This window comes from Pontibacter sp. BAB1700, from assembly GCF_000277005.1.
Lineage (GTDB): Bacteria > Bacteroidota > Bacteroidia > Cytophagales > Hymenobacteraceae > Pontibacter > Pontibacter lucknowensis.
The window spans coordinates 38,467-54,947 of record NZ_AKIS01000116.1 but is presented as its reverse complement, the minus strand read 5'-3'; the positions used below and the strand labels follow the sequence as shown (position 1 = coordinate 54,947).

Here is a 16,481-nt window from a genome sequence, read left to right as displayed (position 1 = left end):
AAAATACCACCTATGAAAGAGAACCTTGCAAAAGTGCTGGAGGTACTAACCCTGGCAGAAAAGATCAAATTTGAGATGCGCCATAGCTGGCTTTCCAATGGCAGGCAGGAGAGCGTGGCGGAACATACCTGGCGCATGAGCCTGATGGCTGTCCTGCTGGAGCCATACCTGGAGCAGCGAGTTGACATGGCCAGGCTGCTCAAAATGATCATCATTCATGACCTGGTAGAGGCCGAAGCCGGTGATGTGCCTGCTTTCGACATTGTGAATGAGGAAACCAAACTGCTAAAGCAGCAGCGTGAACAGCAAGCCATTCTCAACCTGCGGGACCAGTTGCGCGAATCAACCGGCCAGGAGATCTATGACCTGTGGTATGAGTTTGAAGAAAAGGAAACGTACGAGGCAAAAGTAGCCAATGCTCTCGACAAATTAGAGGTGCAGATTCAGCACAACCACGCCGACATCAGCACCTGGATTGAGATCGAACGGGAGTTCGTTTTCCTGATGGGCCGCCATACCTCGTTTGACAAAGGGCTGGAGGAGTTCAGAGCCTTGATAGAGGAAATGGCCATTCTGAAAATGGAGGCCGCAGGCATCTGTACTACGACCGTAAGACAAAGCATGCCTGCCCGGTAAAAAAGTAGCTAAACAATAATTTCTGACCTAGCCACAACATAGTTTTGGATTAGGAGTATAAGGAGTTCATAGCACAAAATATAACTATGAAAAACGGGCAGCTAGCACTAGCTGCCTTTGTTTTTTTACGCTGCTGCCGAATCCGTTCTATAACTTGATTTCAGGGGTATAAGCCACCTCCAGCACGAAGCCATTCGGGTCACGGAAATCGACGGTATAGTAACTCGCACTGTAGTGCGGCATCTCCTGCGGACCGCGTATAATAGCAGCATTTTGCTTCCGAAGCCACTCCCCTACCTGATCAACCACCTCCCGGCTTATAGCATGAAAACATATATGCCGCACACCCAGGCTGTCACAAAACTCAACCGGCATTTGCTTGAAGTAGATTTCGTGCTGGCCACAGCTAAAAGAGGTTTCGTTGAGCGCATACCAACCGATCATCGGGAATAGCTCCCCGTAAAAAAGCATTGACGTTTCCAGGTCTTTCACCCAAAACTCAATGTGGTTGATACCGGGGCTATAGGGATATTTCATCGTCATAGCAGCTTTGCAAAAATTACCTAGCTATCTGTTTTCCAGGATTTCCTTTAGCTTTTTCAAATCCTTGTTATTGGCCTTCCGCAGCCAACACTTCAAAAAGTGGTCTGTTAATGTCTATTTCGGTGATGATATCTACCATACAATGCTGCCCCTGCCCAGCAACAGACCAAACTGTTTAAGCCTTTCTTACAAACTCTGATTTAAGCCCCATAGAGCCAAAGCCATCGATTTTGCAGTCGATGTTATGATCACCATCAGTCAGGCGTATGTTCTTTACTTTGGTTCCAGCCTTCACCGGCTTAGGAGCGCCTTTTACTGGAAGGTCTTTGATAACAACAACGGAATCGCCATCCTGAAGAACATTACCGTTCGCATCCACCACTTTCAAGCCTGCTTCTTCTACCACTTCATTCGGATTCCACTCATTGCCGCACTCCGGGCAGGCATAAAGCTCTTGGCTCATGGCGTATCCGTAAGGTGAGCTACATTTCGGACACTGTTTCAATTCATCTGACATAATGGTGTTCTATTTTTACTCTGTTTATGCTTATGTACAGCAAGTGAACAATGAAAAGGCAACTCCATTCCATATCCATCGCAACTTGTTCAGCTATACCTGCGACAAGCGAATATACTAACATTCCTGCAATCACTGCCTTTTCTTTCTTCTATAAATGCTCAATCGCCTGAGTAGCATTGCGTATACTTGCACAAAAAACACCGCATGTCAACCAAATCTGAAGCGCATCACCGGAAACTGGAAAGGCTATACCTAAGCGCCAATGTACAGCAACTGTTCAGTGGCAGCAGCATCGAAGTGTCGCATAGCAAGTCCGAAATCACACTGCCCGTCGATCCAAAGTATTTTCACGGAGCGCAGGCCATACACGGAGCGACTTACTTCAAGCTGCTCGATGATGCCGCCTATTTTGCAGTGGCTTCGCTGGTGACGGATGTGTTTATCGTCACTTTCTCTTTCCAGATCAATTTGACCAGACCCGTTACAAGCGGCTCACTCAAAGCGGTCGGTACCGTTCGCTCAGTCAGCAAAAACCTGTTTGTGGCAGAGGCGACCTTGTACAATGAAAAGGGCAAAGAAGTCGCTTTTGGAACTGGGCAATTTATGCGAACGAACCAGTCCTGGGAGAGCCTGGAGCATTACGGACTGGAAGCGAAGCATTAAGGACTAAAAACTAAAAAACCGCCCGGATTGACCGAAGCGGTTCTAGTGTTTCATAGCAAAAAGGCACTCTAAAATTTTACCACATCCTACTTACACAGCATCTGACAAACTGCTGAACGTAAAGTCACGAACCTTGAGTGGCGGCAAAATGTAGTTGATGTTCGACTCGCCACTTACCACCCTTTCCGGGCGGCCCATTTCCTCCAGGTTGTTCAGCATGATAATCGGGCTCTCGTTGAAGCGGAAGTTCTTGACAGGATGTTTTATCTTCCCGTTCTCGATCAGGAAAGTACCGTCACGTGTCAGTCCGGTCAGCAAGAGGGTCTGCGGATCAACGGAGCGGATATACCATAGGCGCGTTACCAGGATACCCCGCTTCGTGTTTTTGATCATGTCATCCAATGATGCTTTGCCCCCTTCCATGATCGCGTTGTTCGGCATCGGAATCGACTTGGCTCCTTTGTTCTCTGCCCAGTAGCGCGAGGCATACAAATTTTTCATCACCCCATTCTCGATCCAATTTGTGCGCTCCAGAGGCCGGCCGTCTTCGCTCCAGGTGGCCGTAGGCAAGTCTGGGTGGGTAGGGTCTGAGTAGATATTCACTTTTGAATCTACCAGCTTTTCGCCAACCTTGGTTTTGCCCCCTGGCTTGCTCATGAAGCTCCGTCCTTCGTCTGCACTGCGTGCATCCATATTGAAGAACATGTTCTCCAGCAGCACCGCTACGGCAGCAGGTTCAAGTATGACTGTATATTTTCCTGGTTCTATGGCAACCGCTTTGGCTGAGCCTTCTGCTTTGTCCATGGCAATTTTGGACGCTATGCCCGTGTCCAGTTTGGTGATGTCGTTGTATCCGCGGGATGCATAACCAGAACCGGTACCGGCTTCGTTGCGCACCGTTACCGAGAATCTTACATCGGTGCTGGGGTGATAGGCAAATAAGCCTTTGGAGTTGAGCATGGCCTGGAAACCGTTATTATGTTGCAGGTAGCCAGCGGCTATGAGCTTGCGTTGGCGGGCGGGCAGTATGCTCGCTGCCGCGGCATTGGCACGTTGCTCGGGCGAGAATGCTGCCGTGCTCTTGAAATAAGCATTGGAGCTGCTGTATTTCTGCGGGCCAAGAATAGGCATATACTCCGGGTTTTCAGGAGCCAGTTGAGCCAGCTCTTCGGAGCGCCGCACCACCTTCTCCAGCGAGGCTTCGTCAAATTCGTTGATGGTCGCTATACCTGATTTTTTGCCAAAAGCAGAGGTCACCACTAAGCTGGTTGTACTATTTTCGCCGCTGGTAGACACAGCATTGTTGGCATAGCGTATGTTACCGCTGTCGCTGCCCTGCAGGTTCACCACACACTCATCTGCTTTGGAGTATTGCAGTGCCTTCTGCATTACCTCCCGTGCCTGTTGTTCTGTGAATAACATAGTTTGAGAGTTTAGATTTTTCTAGCTGTATTGATCACATTTACTCCATTAAAGCGGGTGGTCGCGCTGCCATGGGACACGGAGCTCACCTGCTCTGGCTGACCTTTGCCGTCGAAGAAGGAGCCGCCCAATCGGTAGTCACGCTCGTCGCAGATAGCGGCGCAGGAGTTCCAGAATTCCTGGGTATTACTCTGGTAGGCCACATCGCGTAGCTGACCGGCAATCTGTCCGTCTTTGATCTCGTAGAAAAGCTGCCCGCCGAATTGGAAGTTATAGCGCTGCTGGTCTATCGAGAAGGAGCCGTCGCCGATGATGTAAATGCCTTTCTTCACATCCTTGATCATGTCCTGCACGCTAAGCGGTGTCTTGCCAGCTGCCAGCGACACGTTTGGCATACGTTGGAACTGCACAGAACTCCAACTGTCGGCGTAGCAGCAGCCATGCGATTCTTTCTCGCCGATGATGTGCGCCTGGTCGCGGGTAGCCTGGTAATTCACCAGTATGCCGTCCTTCACCAGATCCCACTGCTTGGTCTTCACGCCCTCGTCATCGTAGCCCACGGCACCGAGCGAACCGGGCTGTGTCTTGTCTGCAAACAAGTGTACCCTGTCTGAGCCGTATTTGAAGTTCTTGGATTTCCATTTGTCGAGCGTAGCAAAAGAAGTGCCTGCAAAGTTTGCTTCGTAGCCCAGCACACGGTCGAGCTCCAGCGGGTGCCCCACCGATTCATGTATAGTCAGCCAGAGGTGTGACGGGTCAAGCACGAGATCGTATTTGCCTGCCTCCACCGACTTCGCTTTTAGCTTCTCTACAGCCTGCTTACCGGCTGCAGTGGCGTCTTCCAGCATATCGTAATGATTGCCGTAAAGGGTGGTCACGCTGGCAACCTTGCTTTCTTTGCGCCATCCAGGTACTCATAGCCCATGCCCATTGGCGAGCTCAACGACTGACGTGTCTCGAACTTACCCGTGGCAGGGTCGATGGCCGTAGCGATGAAAATAGGCCAGATGCGGTGCACGTCCTGGTCAATGTAAGAACCATCGGTTGAGGCAAAGTACTTTTGTTCGTTCACCAGAAAGAGGAGCGAGTTCATGTAATTGGCCCCGCTTTTCATGGCGGCATCGTTGACGGCAAGCAACAGATCGGCTTTCTCCTTGATAGGTATAGCCAGGGCATTTTTCTCGATTGGTGTTTTCCAGCTCACCTCACCATAGCCCTGCTGCGGCGCCAGCACCACAGGCTGCTCGAGTAGTTTGGAATTGGCTTTGGCAATGGCGACAGCCTTCTTGGTCATGCTGGCAATGTTGTCGCGTGTGATGTTATCGGCCGCCACGAAACCCCAGGCACCATCAGCCAGCACACGTATACCTGCGCCATAAGACTCGGTGTTCACCGTGTTTTCCACTTTATTGTCGCGGGTGATCACAAACTGATTCAAGTAGCGCCCAATACGGATATCGGCATAAGTGGCACCGCTGGAACGGGCTGTGTTTAAGGCTACATCTGCCAACTCTTTCTTCAGCGCCACATCCATTTGCCCAAGCAGGGCCTCCGGCGGCACATGATTCCCCATTACAGGTATAGGCAGCATCAGCGCTCCAGCGCCCATACCTGCCAGGTACATAAAGTCACGACGTTTCAAGCTTCTATTCCATTAGTTAACAGATAGTTGAAGCTAAGCAATACCTTTCACAAATACAAGTTTTTATTGAATTTAAACTAATAGATTAAATACTATGCTTCTTACCGGATCGGTAAATCATTCTATATAAAAACAGCGGCCGTTTCTTTGCAGAAGCGGCCGCTGTTATGCTGAATTATGTAAGGTATAACTTACTCCTTCGGCGCAGAAGAAACCTGCGGCTCTGTCAGCTCAAAACCATAGTCTTTGCCTTTCAGCAAGGTTGGCACCCCCTGATCCATCCACTTCGGAGCCGGAGCGCCTTTGAGGTAGTGGTCGAAGAACTGGGACATGCGCACAGACAGGTCTTTTCGGTTTTTGCGTTGCATCAGGTTGTGGTCCTCGCCGTTGTACACAAGCATCCATACCGGCTTTTCGAGACGCCGCAGCGCCATGAAGAACTCAATGCCCTGGTACCACGGTACAGCCCCGTCCTGGTCATTGTGCATGATCAGCAACGGTGTTTTCACACGGTCGGCAAAGAAGAGCGGTGAGTTTTCGATAAACTGCATTGGTTTCTCCCATAGCGTTCCGCCAATGCGGCTCTGCGTGCGCTCGTACTGGAACTGACGGCTCAGGCCCGTTCCCCAGCGTATACCGCCGTAAGCACTCGTCATATTGGACACCGGCGCACCGGCCATCGCAGCCTTGAACATGTTGGTGCGGGTCACCATGTAGGCGATCTGGTAACCGCCCCAGCTCTGCCCTGCAAAGCCATGTTCTTGTCATCCACGAAGCCTTGCGCCACGATGCTTTGCACACCCGGTATAATGCAGTCCATGGCGCTCTCACCCGGATAGCCTTCGGTATATACAATGTCCGGCACAAACACGAGGTAGTCGTTACTTACAAAGTATGGGATGTTGATAGTAGAGGCGCTTGGAGCCGGTACACGGTGGTTATGGATGCCGTCAGAGGAGCGCTCGTAGAAGTATACCAGCATCGGGTATTTCTTTTTCGGATCAAAATTCTCCGGCTTGTAAAGCAGGCCCTCCAACGGTATACCGTCCGTCGATTTCCAGCTCACCAGTTCCACCGTTCCCCACAGGTAGTCTTTCATCTGCGGATTGGCATCGCTCAGTTTCTCTAAATTGGTAAAGCTCAGGTCAGAGGTATAGAGGTCGTTGTACTCACGGAAAGAGCCGCGGCGGAACGTAGTGCGATCGCTGTTCTTGGCTTTGCGCAATGAGGTATAGCCATGCGGTGTCATCACCAGTTTTTCAGGCTGCGCAGTTTTGCTCACATGGTCGCGGAAGAAGCCAGCCGACTTATCGGTCAGGTTAAAGGCGCTCAGGTATAGCGTGGCGTCTGCAGGTATAAATTTCTCTTCGCTGTCGAGCTGCTCGTAGCGCAGACGCAGTTTGTTGTTGCGACCATACCTGTCGGTCAGGTTCTCAGGGGCTTTCTTGCCGCTTGGGTCCAGCTTCCAGATATCGAAACGGTCATACACCAGAAAGGCGTTGTCCTTTTCTACCCAGCCTGCTGCACCGTAAGAGCCTGGCAGTGCCGGCACATCGTTATCCTCTTCATAGAAAGCCTGGCCTATACCTTTGGTCAGGTTGATATTGGCACCGCCCTTGGTGTTCATTGCGTGCCAGCTGCTGTCGGTAGGTTCGTACCAGTACACGTAAGCTCCCTGTGGCGACAGACGCGGATAGCCTCTTGTTTCTTTCAGGATCTGCTTGGCTGTTCCCTTTTTCAGATCGATCAGGTAGGCATCCTTTCGGGTTGGCGTATCGTAGCCGATCGTCACTTTATACTTCTCGTCACTCACTGCCAAAGCCACATCTGCCTGACCGTTAGCGTCCAGATATACATCTGGCATCTCAAGGGTGGCCAGCTGCTGCATTTTCTTACCGCGCAAGTCGTACAGGGCCAGGAAGGAGCGCTTCTGGTCGCGACTCAGCTGTTTGAGCTGCATCGGCTGGATCAGCGGATCTTTGTAACCCCAGATGTCGAGGCTCACTTTCTCCTCGTCGAGTTTAGTAGTATCTTTTTCAAAGCGGGTCGGGCGCGGGAAGGTGCCGAAGAACAGGCGACGACCGTCTTCCGAGAAGCGCAGGTTACCATGTTCGCTCACCATCCAGGCAGCTGGCATCCCTTTGGTAAGCGTATCGGCCAGCGTTACCGCTTTGTTGTCTTTTTTGTTCCAGTGGTATAGGTTGAAGTAGCGTATCTCTGCCCCTGTGGAGTCGGTTGTCGCCACATAGGCCAGTTGCTCACCCGCCTTGTCAGTGCTGATGCCTTTGTAGGTTACCTTTCCCGTATCGATTGGCATTACTTTTAGGTCGGCAGTACTGAAAGCGTATACCCCGGCGGTGTGCAGCGAGTCCAGTTCATCCTTCACGAAGTAAAGCATGTTGCCTTTCTCAGAGAACATGTAATCCACCACACGGTCGAAGCGCTGCTCATGTCCGGTCTGCAGGTTGCGCAACACCAGCTCCGTACCTTCAGATTTCTTCTGCTTTGGCTTAGCAGCTGGCTTTGCTGCGGCTGCTTGGCAGGTTCGGTTTTTGTCGCCTCAGGTATAGCGGGCTCAGTTTTAGAGTCTTCTTTCTTTGCGGCTTCTTTTTTCGCCGGAAGTGGTTTTTCCAATTGATAGGCCAGCCAGTTGCTGCCTTCCTTTGGCAGTTTAAAAGACTTCACGCGCGGCACTTTTACCACGTTCATGTTCTCCAGCGTCACAATAGCCAGCGAGTCCTTCGGCAGATCGTCGCCTTTTTTCTTTTTCAGCTTAAGCGCACGTACCTTGTTATACTCCGGCTTGATCTGGAACACAGCATAACGGCTGTCGTTCGTAAACTCCGCCTTGGTACCGCGGGAGAACTCGCGCATGGCCTTGCTGGCGTAATTTCGGATGTAGAGGGCGCCATCGCCTTCCTGCGGATCGACGTTAAAAAGCACGTATTGGCCGTTGTTGGAGAGCTTGTCGCTGCCTACGCCTTTCCAGCTGTCGTATACATCGTGGGTGAGTGGCTTTTTGGAGGCTTGCTGCTGTGCCTGCGCCTGAATAAGGCCTGCACCAAACAGGGCCGCCAGCAATAAAAATTTCTTCATTGTATAAGGCTTTGCTATCGGTTAGCGGTTTCGATTGGTTTTCTAAATGTACAAATTATTTTGCGGCTGTGGCCGTTATACCTTTAGAGCTCACTTTATAATGAAGGTTTAAAGGCAGTTAGTTCCGCCACCACCTATATGTGCCACAAGCCTACTAATGGGAAGTTAACAATTTAGCATTTAAACCCTTAAGCTACAAAAGCAGCCATTTACCTAACGATTGTTTGGTTTTCAGCCTGAATCCTGATAATTTCACACTATAAAACTATTAGACACAATCTTATGCAAACGAAGGAAGTATATATTATTTCGGCTGTGCGTACCCCGATTGGTAGCTTTGGCGGCGCTCTGGCCAGCCTTTCTGCCACGGAACTGGGTGCAGCCGCTATCAAAGGAGCACTGGAAAAAGCCGGTGTTGACAAAAGCCTGGTACAGGAAGTGATTATGGGTAACGTGCTGTCGGCCAACGTAGGCCAGGCGCCTGCCCGTCAGGCTGCCGTGAAGGCGGGTCTGGGCTACGAAGTAGAATGTACGACGGTGAACAAGGTATGTGCCTCCGGAACAAAGGCGATCATGTTTGCGGCGCAGGCGATTATGCTCGGTCACAAAGATATCATCGTGGCAGGCGGTATGGAGAGTATGTCCAACGTGCCATATTACCTTGACAAAGCCCGCTTTGGTGCAAAGTTGGGTCACGGTCAGATGATCGACGGCCTGATGAAAGATGGTCTGTGGGATGTATACAATGACTTCCACATGGGCAACGCCGCTGAGAACACAGCCCGTGAAATGAAGATCACCCGCGAAATGCAGGACGAGTACGCCACGCAGTCTTACAAGAAAGTAGCCGCCGCCGCTGAGGCCGGTATGCTGAAAGACGAGATCGTGCCGGTAGAAATTCCACAGCGCGGCAAAGACCCGATCGTGGTGTCAGAAGACGAAGAGTACAAGAAAGTGAACTTCGAGAAAATGGCCGGTCTGCGCCCTGTGTTCGACAAGGCAGGTACAGTGACTGCTGCCAACGCCTCTACCCTGAACGATGGTGCTGCGGCCCTGTTGCTGATGAGCAAAGAGAAGGCGGAAGAACTGGGTCTGAAGCCGATCGCGAAAATCCGTGGCTTTGCAGATGCGGAGCAGGATCCGATCTGGTTCACGACCACGCCATCTTTGGCTATACCTAAGGCGCTGAAAAACGCCGGCGTGTCGCCTGAGGAAGTGGACTTCTACGAGATCAACGAAGCATTCTCTGTGGTATCGATCGCTAATAACCAGAAACTGGGTCTGGAAGGCGGCAACGTGAACGTATTCGGTGGTGCTGTATCCCTGGGCCACCCACTTGGCGCTTCCGGTGCCCGTATCGTAACTACCCTATGCAACGTGCTCGACAAAAAAGGCGGCAAGATCGGTGTGACCGGTATTTGCAACGGTGGCGGCGGTGCCTCTGCCCTTGTGATCGAGAAAATGTAATCTCCGCTTTGCGGTATATTTTTTGCAGGAAGCCTTACGTTATTTCGTAAGGCTTCTTTTTTATACCTTGGTCAGCATATTAAACTGTTTGCCATACTTTTGGTGTTTATCCAATTTGAATCGCTTATGTCATTAGAAAACGAGCTAGCAAAGTTCTGGGAGTGGGCCGATATGACGCCCGATACATATAATGAAAACAGAGGTTTAGGCGAGTGGGAAGCTGAGTACCCCGGATGGGACGCACTCTACAAAGCAGCCAACGAAGCGCTGGAACAACTAAACCAGGAGTTCAACCATGATTTGGCGCAACTGCTGGTATATGCGCTGGCTATTGACAACGAAGCGGGTGTAGTGCTGAAAAGTGTGGAGGAGAAACTGGAAAGCCCACTGCGTTTTGTGCGGAAGGCTGTTTTTTCTGACCAGCCACAGGCCAGGTGGCAAATGGCCGAATTGCTTGGGAATGTAGAAGTGGAAGGTCGAGAGAAGATGCTCCTGCAGCTGATCAACAGCGAAGACAAGTATGTGATAAGACGCGCCTTGCTGAGCCTGAACAAAGTGAACCACAATAAGGCTGTAGAGCTAGCCCAGAAATATGTGCGGGATACCGACCCGTTTATGAAGTTAGTGGCAAAGGAAATCACTAAAAAGAAGGTATGACCATATACGTGACAGGACAAGGGGTATTTTGGCAATAGATTTACCCCTAATACGACCTTACACGCTTATCAAAATTTATCAGACAGAAACTAGTACCCATGTCGAAATTGCTTTCAATCTTACCGGCTGTTTTACTTTTCAGCGCCGTGGCTTATGGACAGACCCAACGCAAAGTGGTAACCTATCACGACGAGTCCATGACCAGCGTGAAGGAGGTATACTATATGACGCCGGATTCGGCCATTGTTGGCTACTACAACCGCTACTATCCTACCGGCGAGCGGGAGGCCTTTGCCAAATTTGTGGAAGGCAAAAAGGACAGCGTGTTCACGGAGTTCTACCAGAACGGACAACCCCGCATGCAGGTAACTTACGTACAGGATCAGAAACAGGGGCCTTTCAAGGCTTTCCATCCGGACGGCCGTCTGCTGCAGGAAGGCAGCTATGATAAGGACCAGCAGAGCGATGTGTTCAAGACTTTTTATGCGGATGGCAAGGTGCGTAAGGAAACCTCTTTTGTAAACGGTTTCCCGGAGGGTCTGGTGCGGGAGTTTTACCCGAACGGAAAACTCAAATCAGAGATCACTTACAAGAACAGCCAGCAGAACGGTCCGGCCAAAACGTACTTCGATAATGGCAACCTCGAGACGGATGCCACTTATCGCAACGGTATGCTGGAAGGGTCCTACAAGACTTACTTCGACAATGGCCAACTCGAAACCGAAGTGATCAATGTGGCCGGTCAGCGTAACGGCACCTTCAAGAGCTACTATCGCAGCGGTAAACTGAGCACAGAAGGCAGCTTTGTTTCTGGTAAAATGCACGGACCTTCCAAGTCATACTTCGAGAATGGCAACCTGCGCAGCATGATCACCTACCGCAACGGACAGGTACAGGGCCTATCGCAGGTATACTTTGAAGACGGCAAGCTGAAGGAAGAAGGACAATATAGTAACAATGGCGATGACCGCAAGATCACGACCTACTACCCATCCGGCAACATAAAAGCCGAGGAGCAATACAAAAACAAACTGCGCACCGGCAGCTGGAAAACCTACTATGACGCCCCGGGTAAGAAGGTAGAGGTAGCTGAAACCTATAACGCTAACAAGCTGACAGGCGAGCGCATTGTTTACTATGAAAACGGTCAGGCTAAGGCAAAATATACCTATGGCAAAGGCGATGGCAAGATCGTGAGCAGCCAGGAGTTCTATGAAAGCGGCAAACTCAAGTCCGAGACAAGCTATAAAGACGGCCTTCGCTTTGGGCCTTACAAACAGTACTTCGAGAATGGCAAAGTAGAAGTGCTGGGCCAGCACCGCAACAACAAAGCCACCGGCACCTGGAAGTACCACAACGACGAAGGCAAGGTATACAAAACACGCCTTTACCGGAATGGTGAAGTTGTAGAGGAGAAGGAGAAGTAATGCTCTTCCGCGAAGCCACCACCGCCGATATCCCCCGACTCCAGATCATCCGTCACTCCGTAAAAGAGAATATCCTCTCTGACCCGACGCTGGTGACGGACGAGCTCTGCGCGCTATACCTGAACGAGCGCGGCAAAGGCTGGGTGTGCGAAGTTGATGGCCAAGTGGTCGGCTTCTCAATCGTCGACCTGCAGGAGCACAATGTGTGGGCTTTATTTCTGCTACCGGAATTTGAAGGCCAAGGCATAGGCAAGCAACTGCACCGCATCATGCTTGACTGGTACTTCCGACAAACGAAAGAAACAATATGGCTGGGCACCGACCCCGGCACAAGGGCTGAGGTCTTTTACCGTCGACAAGGCTGGCGCGAAACAGGTATACACGGCGGTTCAGAAATCAAATTTGAAATGCGCTACGAAGACTGGCAGGCCAAAACTAAGCGCTAACAAAAGGGCACAGCCGAACTTATACCTCCGCTCCCGACTTTCAACGCCAAACTCCCGTATAGACGAATCAAGTTTTAACCAACCAAAACCGATTCGCTATGCTTGAAGAGCTCTGGTACAAAAATGCTATCATCTACAGCCTCGATCTTGAAACGTTCATGGACCTGAACGGCGATGGCGTGGGTGACTTCGCAGGTCTGGCCCGCCGCCTTGATTACCTCAACGCTATGGGCATCGACTGTGTTTGGCTAGCCCCCTTCCAACCCACCCCCAACAAGGACAATGGTTACGATGTGTACGATTACTATGGTGTCGATCAACGGCACGGCTCCAGCGGTGACTTTGTCGAGTTCATGCACCAGGCCAATAAGCGCGGCATCAAGGTCATCATCGATCTGGTGGTGAACCATACCTCCGACCAGCACCCCTGGTTTCAGGATGCCCGCAGCAGCGAAGATGCCGAGCACCGCGACTGGTATGTATGGTCTAAAAAGAAGCCTTCTGACTGGGACGAGGGCATGGTGTTCCCGGGGGTGCAGGACTCTACCTGGACGTACGACAAGAAAGCGAAGTCCTGGTATTTCCACCGCTTCTACGAATTTCAGCCCGATCTTAACATGGACAACCCCAAAGTGCGTGAAGAGATTCAGCGCATCATGGGCTTTTGGCTGCAATTGGGGGTATGTGGCTTCAGGGTAGATGCTGTGCCTTTTATGATCGAGTCGCCCGTACCGGGTTCAGATAATCATGAACTAAACTTTGATTACCTGCGTGACATGCGACGCTTTCTGCAATGGCGGCGTGGGGATGCTATTCTGCTGGGCGAAGCTAACGTACTCCCTGAGGAAACTAAAAAATACTTCGGTGATAAAGGGGATGGCATTCAGATGATGTTCAACTTTTATGTGAACCAGCACCTGTTTTACGCCCTGGCTACCGGCGAAATAGAGCCTCTGGTGGAGGCCCTGGAAGAAACACGCACCCACATGGCAACGGTGCAGTGGGCCCACTTCCTGCGCAATCACGACGAACTGGACCTGGGTCGCCTAACCGATGAACAGCGTGAAAAGGTATTTGCCCGTTTCGCCCCGGATAAAGACATGCAGCTTTACGATCGGGGCATCCGCCGTCGTCTTTCTACTATGCTGGGAAACCGCCAGCAAAGTGAGTTAGCTTATAGCCTGATGTTCTCTTTGCCGGGCACTCCCGTTATCCGTTATGGCGATGAAATAGGCATGGGGGATGACCTGAGTCTGAATGAACGGGACGCCGTGCGCACACCAATGCAATGGACCGATGACCACCAAGCGGGCTTTTCCGAAGCAGACAAACTGGTGCATCCTGTCATTGACAAAGGTCCTTACTCTTATCACCATGTGAATGTAGAGAACCAGCGTCGTGAACCGGATTCACTTCTAAACTGGATGACAGCCTTGATCCGCCTAAGGCAGGAGTGTACCGAGATTGGCTTTGGGGATTGCAAATCCTGAAAACAAACAAACCGAAGGTACTCTGCATGCACTACAGCTGGCAAGGCAGCTCCCTGATCATCCTGCACAACTTCGATGAAAAAGCACACGAGGTAATTTTAGACTTAAAGCAAAAGCAAAACGGTCAAAAAGAAAAAGAGCAAAAGCTGATCGACCTGATGGTGAACTATGAAAGCGAAGCTGACGAGAAGGGTAAACACTACATTACGCTCGATGCCTACGGCTATCGCTGGTTCCGGACCGGTGACTTAAGTCATCTGCTCAAGAAGAGCTAGAGCAAACAAAGCGCCCTTTCTGTTAAAGCAGAAAGGGCGCTTTGTTTAAAAATGAAGCTAAAGCTTTGTGGCTGTACCTGTGGTTCGCATTACCTGCTAAGTTTATACCTATACCTTACTGTCCCTGCAGTTCAATTTCGCCTGTAGGAAGCACCTCCACCCTCACTCCCATTTTTTTCTGGATGATTTTAAAGTGATGGGCATCTTCCGGTGTGATCAGCGAAATGGCTTCGCCGGAGGCTTCGGCACGGCCTGTACGCCCGATCCGGTGCACATAGTCTTTAGGAGAGCGCGGCAGTTCGTAGTTGATCACATAAGGCAGGAACTTGATGTCTATACCTCGTGAGGCCAGATCGGTGGCGACCAGTACGCGGAGCTTGCCCGCCTTGAACTGACGAAGCGCCTCCGTTCTGCCGCCCTGGCTTCTGTCACCGTGAAAAGCAGCGGCTTCAATTCCGTGCTTTTTGAGTTTACCCACCACATTATCAGCCGTACGGATGGACGAAGCAAATACCAGCACCTGCTGCATGTCGTGCTGCCGGATCAGGTAACGCAGCAGCGGCCCTTTCTTCTCAGGATCTACCTGGTAGGCTACCTGCTTGATCAGTTCCGGCACCGTGGCTTCCTCCTGCACGGTTACCCGCACCGGGTCCGTCAGCAGTTTGCTGATCAGATCCTCCACATCCTGGCTCAATGTAGCTGAGAACAGGAGGTTCTGCCGCCCGGCTGGCAACATGCCGAGCAGCTTGTTCACCTCCTCCTGAAACCCCAGATTCAGCATTTTATCTGCCTCATCGAGCACCAGCGTTTCTACCTCTGAAAGGTGCACTGCTTTGTTTTCGATCAGGTCGAGCAGTCGGCCAGGCGTGGCAACGAGCACATCTGTACCGCTTAGCTTCATCATCTGCGGGTTGATCGAGATGCCACCATACACGGCCAGCGTCTTCACCGGTCTGCCCAGTCCTTTACCGAATGCTCTGAACACCTCTTCGATTTGTACCGCCAGTTCGCGTGTCGGCACCAGCACCAGCGTGCGCACATAGCGGTTACGGCCGGCCTGCTTCTGCTGGTATAGCTCCAGTATAGGCAACGCGAAACTAGCCGTCTTGCCGGAGCCGGTCTGGGCTATACCTAACAGGTCCTTTCCTTTCAGAATGGCAGGTATAGCCCGTGTCTGTATAGGATAAGGAGCTGTATAGCCTTGCTCTTGAATGGAACGAAGCAGTGGTGCCGAAAGGCCTAATGACGAAAATGACATAGATTCAGGTATAGAGCGCCGGGCGACCTGCCCGCGCACTGGCAAAGGTACACATATTATACGTCTCTGTTTTTGGGAGCAATCAGGATCTGGGTGCCATATCTTGTCAGGTAGTCGAGCAGGGCATAGATAAACAACGCTACCCCTGACATTTCCATTAGCTCTTCCAGGCAGTAGAGGATGCGGTTGTACAGGTGGTCTAGCCCGTAGCGCTTGTACAGATAGCCTTCAAAAAACTCCAGCCCGAGCGCACCGCCCACAAACAGCGCACCCGACAGCAGGATGAGATTGCGGGTATAAGCGGGCAGGCGAAGCACAAAGCCGATAAAATAAGCAACAACCGCCAGCGTGAGCACGCTATAGGGCACCACCCAGGCCCAATGCAGCATGCCTGACAAATCGGTTGCCAGACGCGGACGCACAAAATCCGCCACCCGCTCGTGTATCTGTGTGTTCTCATCGATGGCCATAAACAGGAAAATGCACCCCAGGATAAACCAATGACGGGCATAGGTTTCCTGTACAGAGTGCTTGTGTTGGCGGTGAACAAGAAAAAGGAGTCCACTGGCAGCTAACAACATCACCGAAGAGAAAAAAGCAGGTATGTTGCTCTCGCCGTTGAAAGTAAAATAATACATCAATATCCGCGTCAACCTTGATTCGTAGTGCAAAACACTGTCCAGTAAAATCCCGGCAATATCAGCCAGCAGCAGCACGAAAATAATGACAGCAAGCTTCCGAAGCACATTTTCAGGTGAAAGCAACAAGGGTGTGGTGGTAGGGGAAGTAGAGGTCAAATGCATATGTCAACAATGAAGAAGAGATCGGTACAATTTACAGATTCAGGTATACCCCAAAATCCCTTCTTCTGTTGCCCTGTACAAAGCCTGGGGCCATCAAACAGCAAGTCCGGCTTCAACTTTATTTCCACAGCATGAG

The 16,481-nt window shown here is 51.1% G+C and carries 16 protein-coding genes and 1 pseudogene; 8 read left to right on the top strand and 9 right to left on the bottom strand.

The features are described 5' to 3' along the window. Nucleotides 1–12 precede the first annotated feature (12 nt). Nucleotides 13–636 carry an HD domain-containing protein gene (locus O71_RS14180; protein WP_007657959.1) on the top strand — a complete coding sequence of 208 codons (624 nt, stop codon included), beginning with the start codon at nucleotides 13–15 and terminating at the stop codon, nucleotides 634–636. 147 nt (nucleotides 637–783) lie between these two features. Here O71_RS14180 and O71_RS14175 read toward each other — a convergent pair whose 3' ends face one another. Then, entirely contained in the window at nucleotides 784–1,173 is a 390-nt protein-coding gene (locus tag O71_RS14175; protein ID WP_040574322.1) for a VOC family protein, read from the bottom strand. 181 nt (nucleotides 1,174–1,354) lie between these two features. Then, complete coding sequence (locus O71_RS14170; RefSeq protein WP_040574320.1) at nucleotides 1,355–1,696, bottom strand: zinc ribbon domain-containing protein YjdM; 342 nt, start codon at nucleotides 1,694–1,696, stop codon at nucleotides 1,355–1,357. 207 nt (nucleotides 1,697–1,903) lie between these two features. On the opposite strand from O71_RS14170, the gene O71_RS14165 reads away from it, so the two are divergent. Continuing rightward, on the top strand, nucleotides 1,904–2,362 hold the full coding sequence (locus O71_RS14165; protein WP_007657942.1) for a PaaI family thioesterase: 459 nt from the start codon (nucleotides 1,904–1,906) through the stop codon (nucleotides 2,360–2,362). 90 nt (nucleotides 2,363–2,452) lie between these two features. Here the strand turns inward: O71_RS14165 and O71_RS14160 are convergent, their stop codons facing one another. The 5 genes and pseudogenes from O71_RS14160 to O71_RS25695 all read right to left on the bottom strand — a co-directional run bounded on the left by O71_RS14160 (nucleotide 2,453) and on the right by O71_RS25695 (nucleotide 8,522). Beyond that, nucleotides 2,453–3,784, bottom strand: a complete 1,332-nt coding sequence (locus O71_RS14160) for a TldD/PmbA family protein (protein WP_040574318.1) — start codon at nucleotides 3,782–3,784, stop codon at nucleotides 2,453–2,455. A gap of 11 nt (nucleotides 3,785–3,795) precedes the next feature. Next, a pseudogene (locus O71_RS14155) lies at nucleotides 3,796–5,426 on the bottom strand (TldD/PmbA family protein). A 191-nt stretch (nucleotides 5,427–5,617) separates the two neighbouring features. Continuing rightward, on the bottom strand, nucleotides 5,618–6,139 hold the full coding sequence (locus O71_RS25705) for a S9 family peptidase (RefSeq protein WP_237717848.1): 522 nt from the start codon (nucleotides 6,137–6,139) through the stop codon (nucleotides 5,618–5,620). Then, entirely contained in the window at nucleotides 6,133–7,902 is a 1,770-nt protein-coding gene (locus tag O71_RS25700) for a hypothetical protein (protein ID WP_237717847.1), read from the bottom strand. Before O71_RS25700 ends, O71_RS25705 begins: the two co-directional genes overlap by 7 nt. Then, a complete protein-coding gene (locus O71_RS25695; protein ID WP_237717846.1) occupies nucleotides 7,809–8,522 on the bottom strand; it encodes a hypothetical protein in 714 nt (237 codons plus the stop codon). The genes O71_RS25700 and O71_RS25695 overlap by 94 nt, the downstream gene beginning before the upstream one ends. A 282-nt stretch (nucleotides 8,523–8,804) precedes the next feature. On the opposite strand from O71_RS25695, the gene O71_RS14145 reads away from it, so the two are divergent. The 6 genes from O71_RS14145 (at nucleotide 8,805) to O71_RS25690 (ending at nucleotide 14,284) form a co-directional block, all read left to right on the top strand. Further along, nucleotides 8,805–9,989: an acetyl-CoA C-acyltransferase gene (locus O71_RS14145; protein ID WP_007657939.1), complete on the top strand. Its 1,185-nt coding sequence runs from the start codon at nucleotides 8,805–8,807 to the stop codon at nucleotides 9,987–9,989. A gap of 126 nt (nucleotides 9,990–10,115) precedes the next feature. Continuing rightward, nucleotides 10,116–10,646: a HEAT repeat domain-containing protein gene (locus O71_RS14140; protein ID WP_155800920.1), complete on the top strand. Its 531-nt coding sequence runs from the start codon at nucleotides 10,116–10,118 to the stop codon at nucleotides 10,644–10,646. Nucleotides 10,647–10,744: 98 nt separating this feature from the next. Then, nucleotides 10,745–12,073 (top strand): toxin-antitoxin system YwqK family antitoxin, encoded by a 1,329-nt coding sequence (locus tag O71_RS14135; protein WP_007657934.1) that lies wholly within the window; start codon nucleotides 10,745–10,747, stop codon nucleotides 12,071–12,073. Beyond that, on the top strand, nucleotides 12,073–12,519 hold the full coding sequence (locus O71_RS14130; protein WP_007657931.1) for a GNAT family N-acetyltransferase: 447 nt from the start codon (nucleotides 12,073–12,075) through the stop codon (nucleotides 12,517–12,519). Before O71_RS14135 ends, O71_RS14130 begins: the two co-directional genes overlap by 1 nt. A gap of 98 nt (nucleotides 12,520–12,617) precedes the next feature. Further along, nucleotides 12,618–14,009: an alpha-amylase family protein gene (locus O71_RS14125; RefSeq protein WP_007657928.1), complete on the top strand. Its 1,392-nt coding sequence runs from the start codon at nucleotides 12,618–12,620 to the stop codon at nucleotides 14,007–14,009. A 26-nt stretch (nucleotides 14,010–14,035) separates the two neighbouring features. Continuing rightward, the gene (locus tag O71_RS25690) at nucleotides 14,036–14,284 is read left to right on the top strand and encodes a hypothetical protein (protein WP_237717845.1); all 249 of its coding nucleotides are present in this window, start codon (nucleotides 14,036–14,038) and stop codon (nucleotides 14,282–14,284) included. Between the two features lie 115 nt (nucleotides 14,285–14,399). Here the strand turns inward: O71_RS25690 and O71_RS14120 are convergent, their stop codons facing one another. Together O71_RS14120 and O71_RS14115 are read right to left on the bottom strand one after the other, a co-directional pair. Continuing rightward, entirely contained in the window at nucleotides 14,400–15,542 is a 1,143-nt protein-coding gene (locus O71_RS14120; protein WP_007657924.1) for a DEAD/DEAH box helicase, read from the bottom strand. Nucleotides 15,543–15,598: 56 nt separating this feature from the next. Continuing rightward, entirely contained in the window at nucleotides 15,599–16,345 is a 747-nt protein-coding gene (locus O71_RS14115) for a hypothetical protein (protein ID WP_051017771.1), read from the bottom strand. Between the last annotated feature and the right edge of the window lie 136 nt (nucleotides 16,346–16,481).

Coding starts and splice junctions, on each gene's coding strand:
- O71_RS14180 (WP_007657959.1), top strand. CDS start 13: ATGAAAGAGAACCTTGCAAAAGTGCTGGAGGTACTAACCCTGGCAGAA.
- O71_RS14175 (WP_040574322.1), bottom strand. CDS start 1,173: ATGAAATATCCCTATAGCCCCGGTATCAACCACATTGAGTTTTGGGTG.
- O71_RS14170 (WP_040574320.1), bottom strand. CDS start 1,696: ATGTCAGATGAATTGAAACAGTGTCCGAAATGTAGCTCACCTTACGGA.
- O71_RS14165 (WP_007657942.1), top strand. CDS start 1,904: ATGTCAACCAAATCTGAAGCGCATCACCGGAAACTGGAAAGGCTATAC.
- O71_RS14160 (WP_040574318.1), bottom strand. CDS start 3,784: ATGTTATTCACAGAACAACAGGCACGGGAGGTAATGCAGAAGGCACTG.
- O71_RS25705 (WP_237717848.1), bottom strand. CDS start 6,139: ATGGTGACCCGCACCAACATGTTCAAGGCTGCGATGGCCGGTGCGCCG.
- O71_RS25695 (WP_237717846.1), bottom strand. CDS start 8,522: ATGAAGAAATTTTTATTGCTGGCGGCCCTGTTTGGTGCAGGCCTTATT.
- O71_RS14145 (WP_007657939.1), top strand. CDS start 8,805: ATGCAAACGAAGGAAGTATATATTATTTCGGCTGTGCGTACCCCGATT.
- O71_RS14140 (WP_155800920.1), top strand. CDS start 10,116: ATGTCATTAGAAAACGAGCTAGCAAAGTTCTGGGAGTGGGCCGATATG.
- O71_RS14135 (WP_007657934.1), top strand. CDS start 10,745: ATGTCGAAATTGCTTTCAATCTTACCGGCTGTTTTACTTTTCAGCGCC.
- O71_RS14130 (WP_007657931.1), top strand. CDS start 12,073: ATGCTCTTCCGCGAAGCCACCACCGCCGATATCCCCCGACTCCAGATC.
- O71_RS14125 (WP_007657928.1), top strand. CDS start 12,618: ATGCTTGAAGAGCTCTGGTACAAAAATGCTATCATCTACAGCCTCGAT.
- O71_RS25690 (WP_237717845.1), top strand. CDS start 14,036: ATGCACTACAGCTGGCAAGGCAGCTCCCTGATCATCCTGCACAACTTC.
- O71_RS14120 (WP_007657924.1), bottom strand. CDS start 15,542: ATGTCATTTTCGTCATTAGGCCTTTCGGCACCACTGCTTCGTTCCATT.
- O71_RS14115 (WP_051017771.1), bottom strand. CDS start 16,345: ATGCATTTGACCTCTACTTCCCCTACCACCACACCCTTGTTGCTTTCA.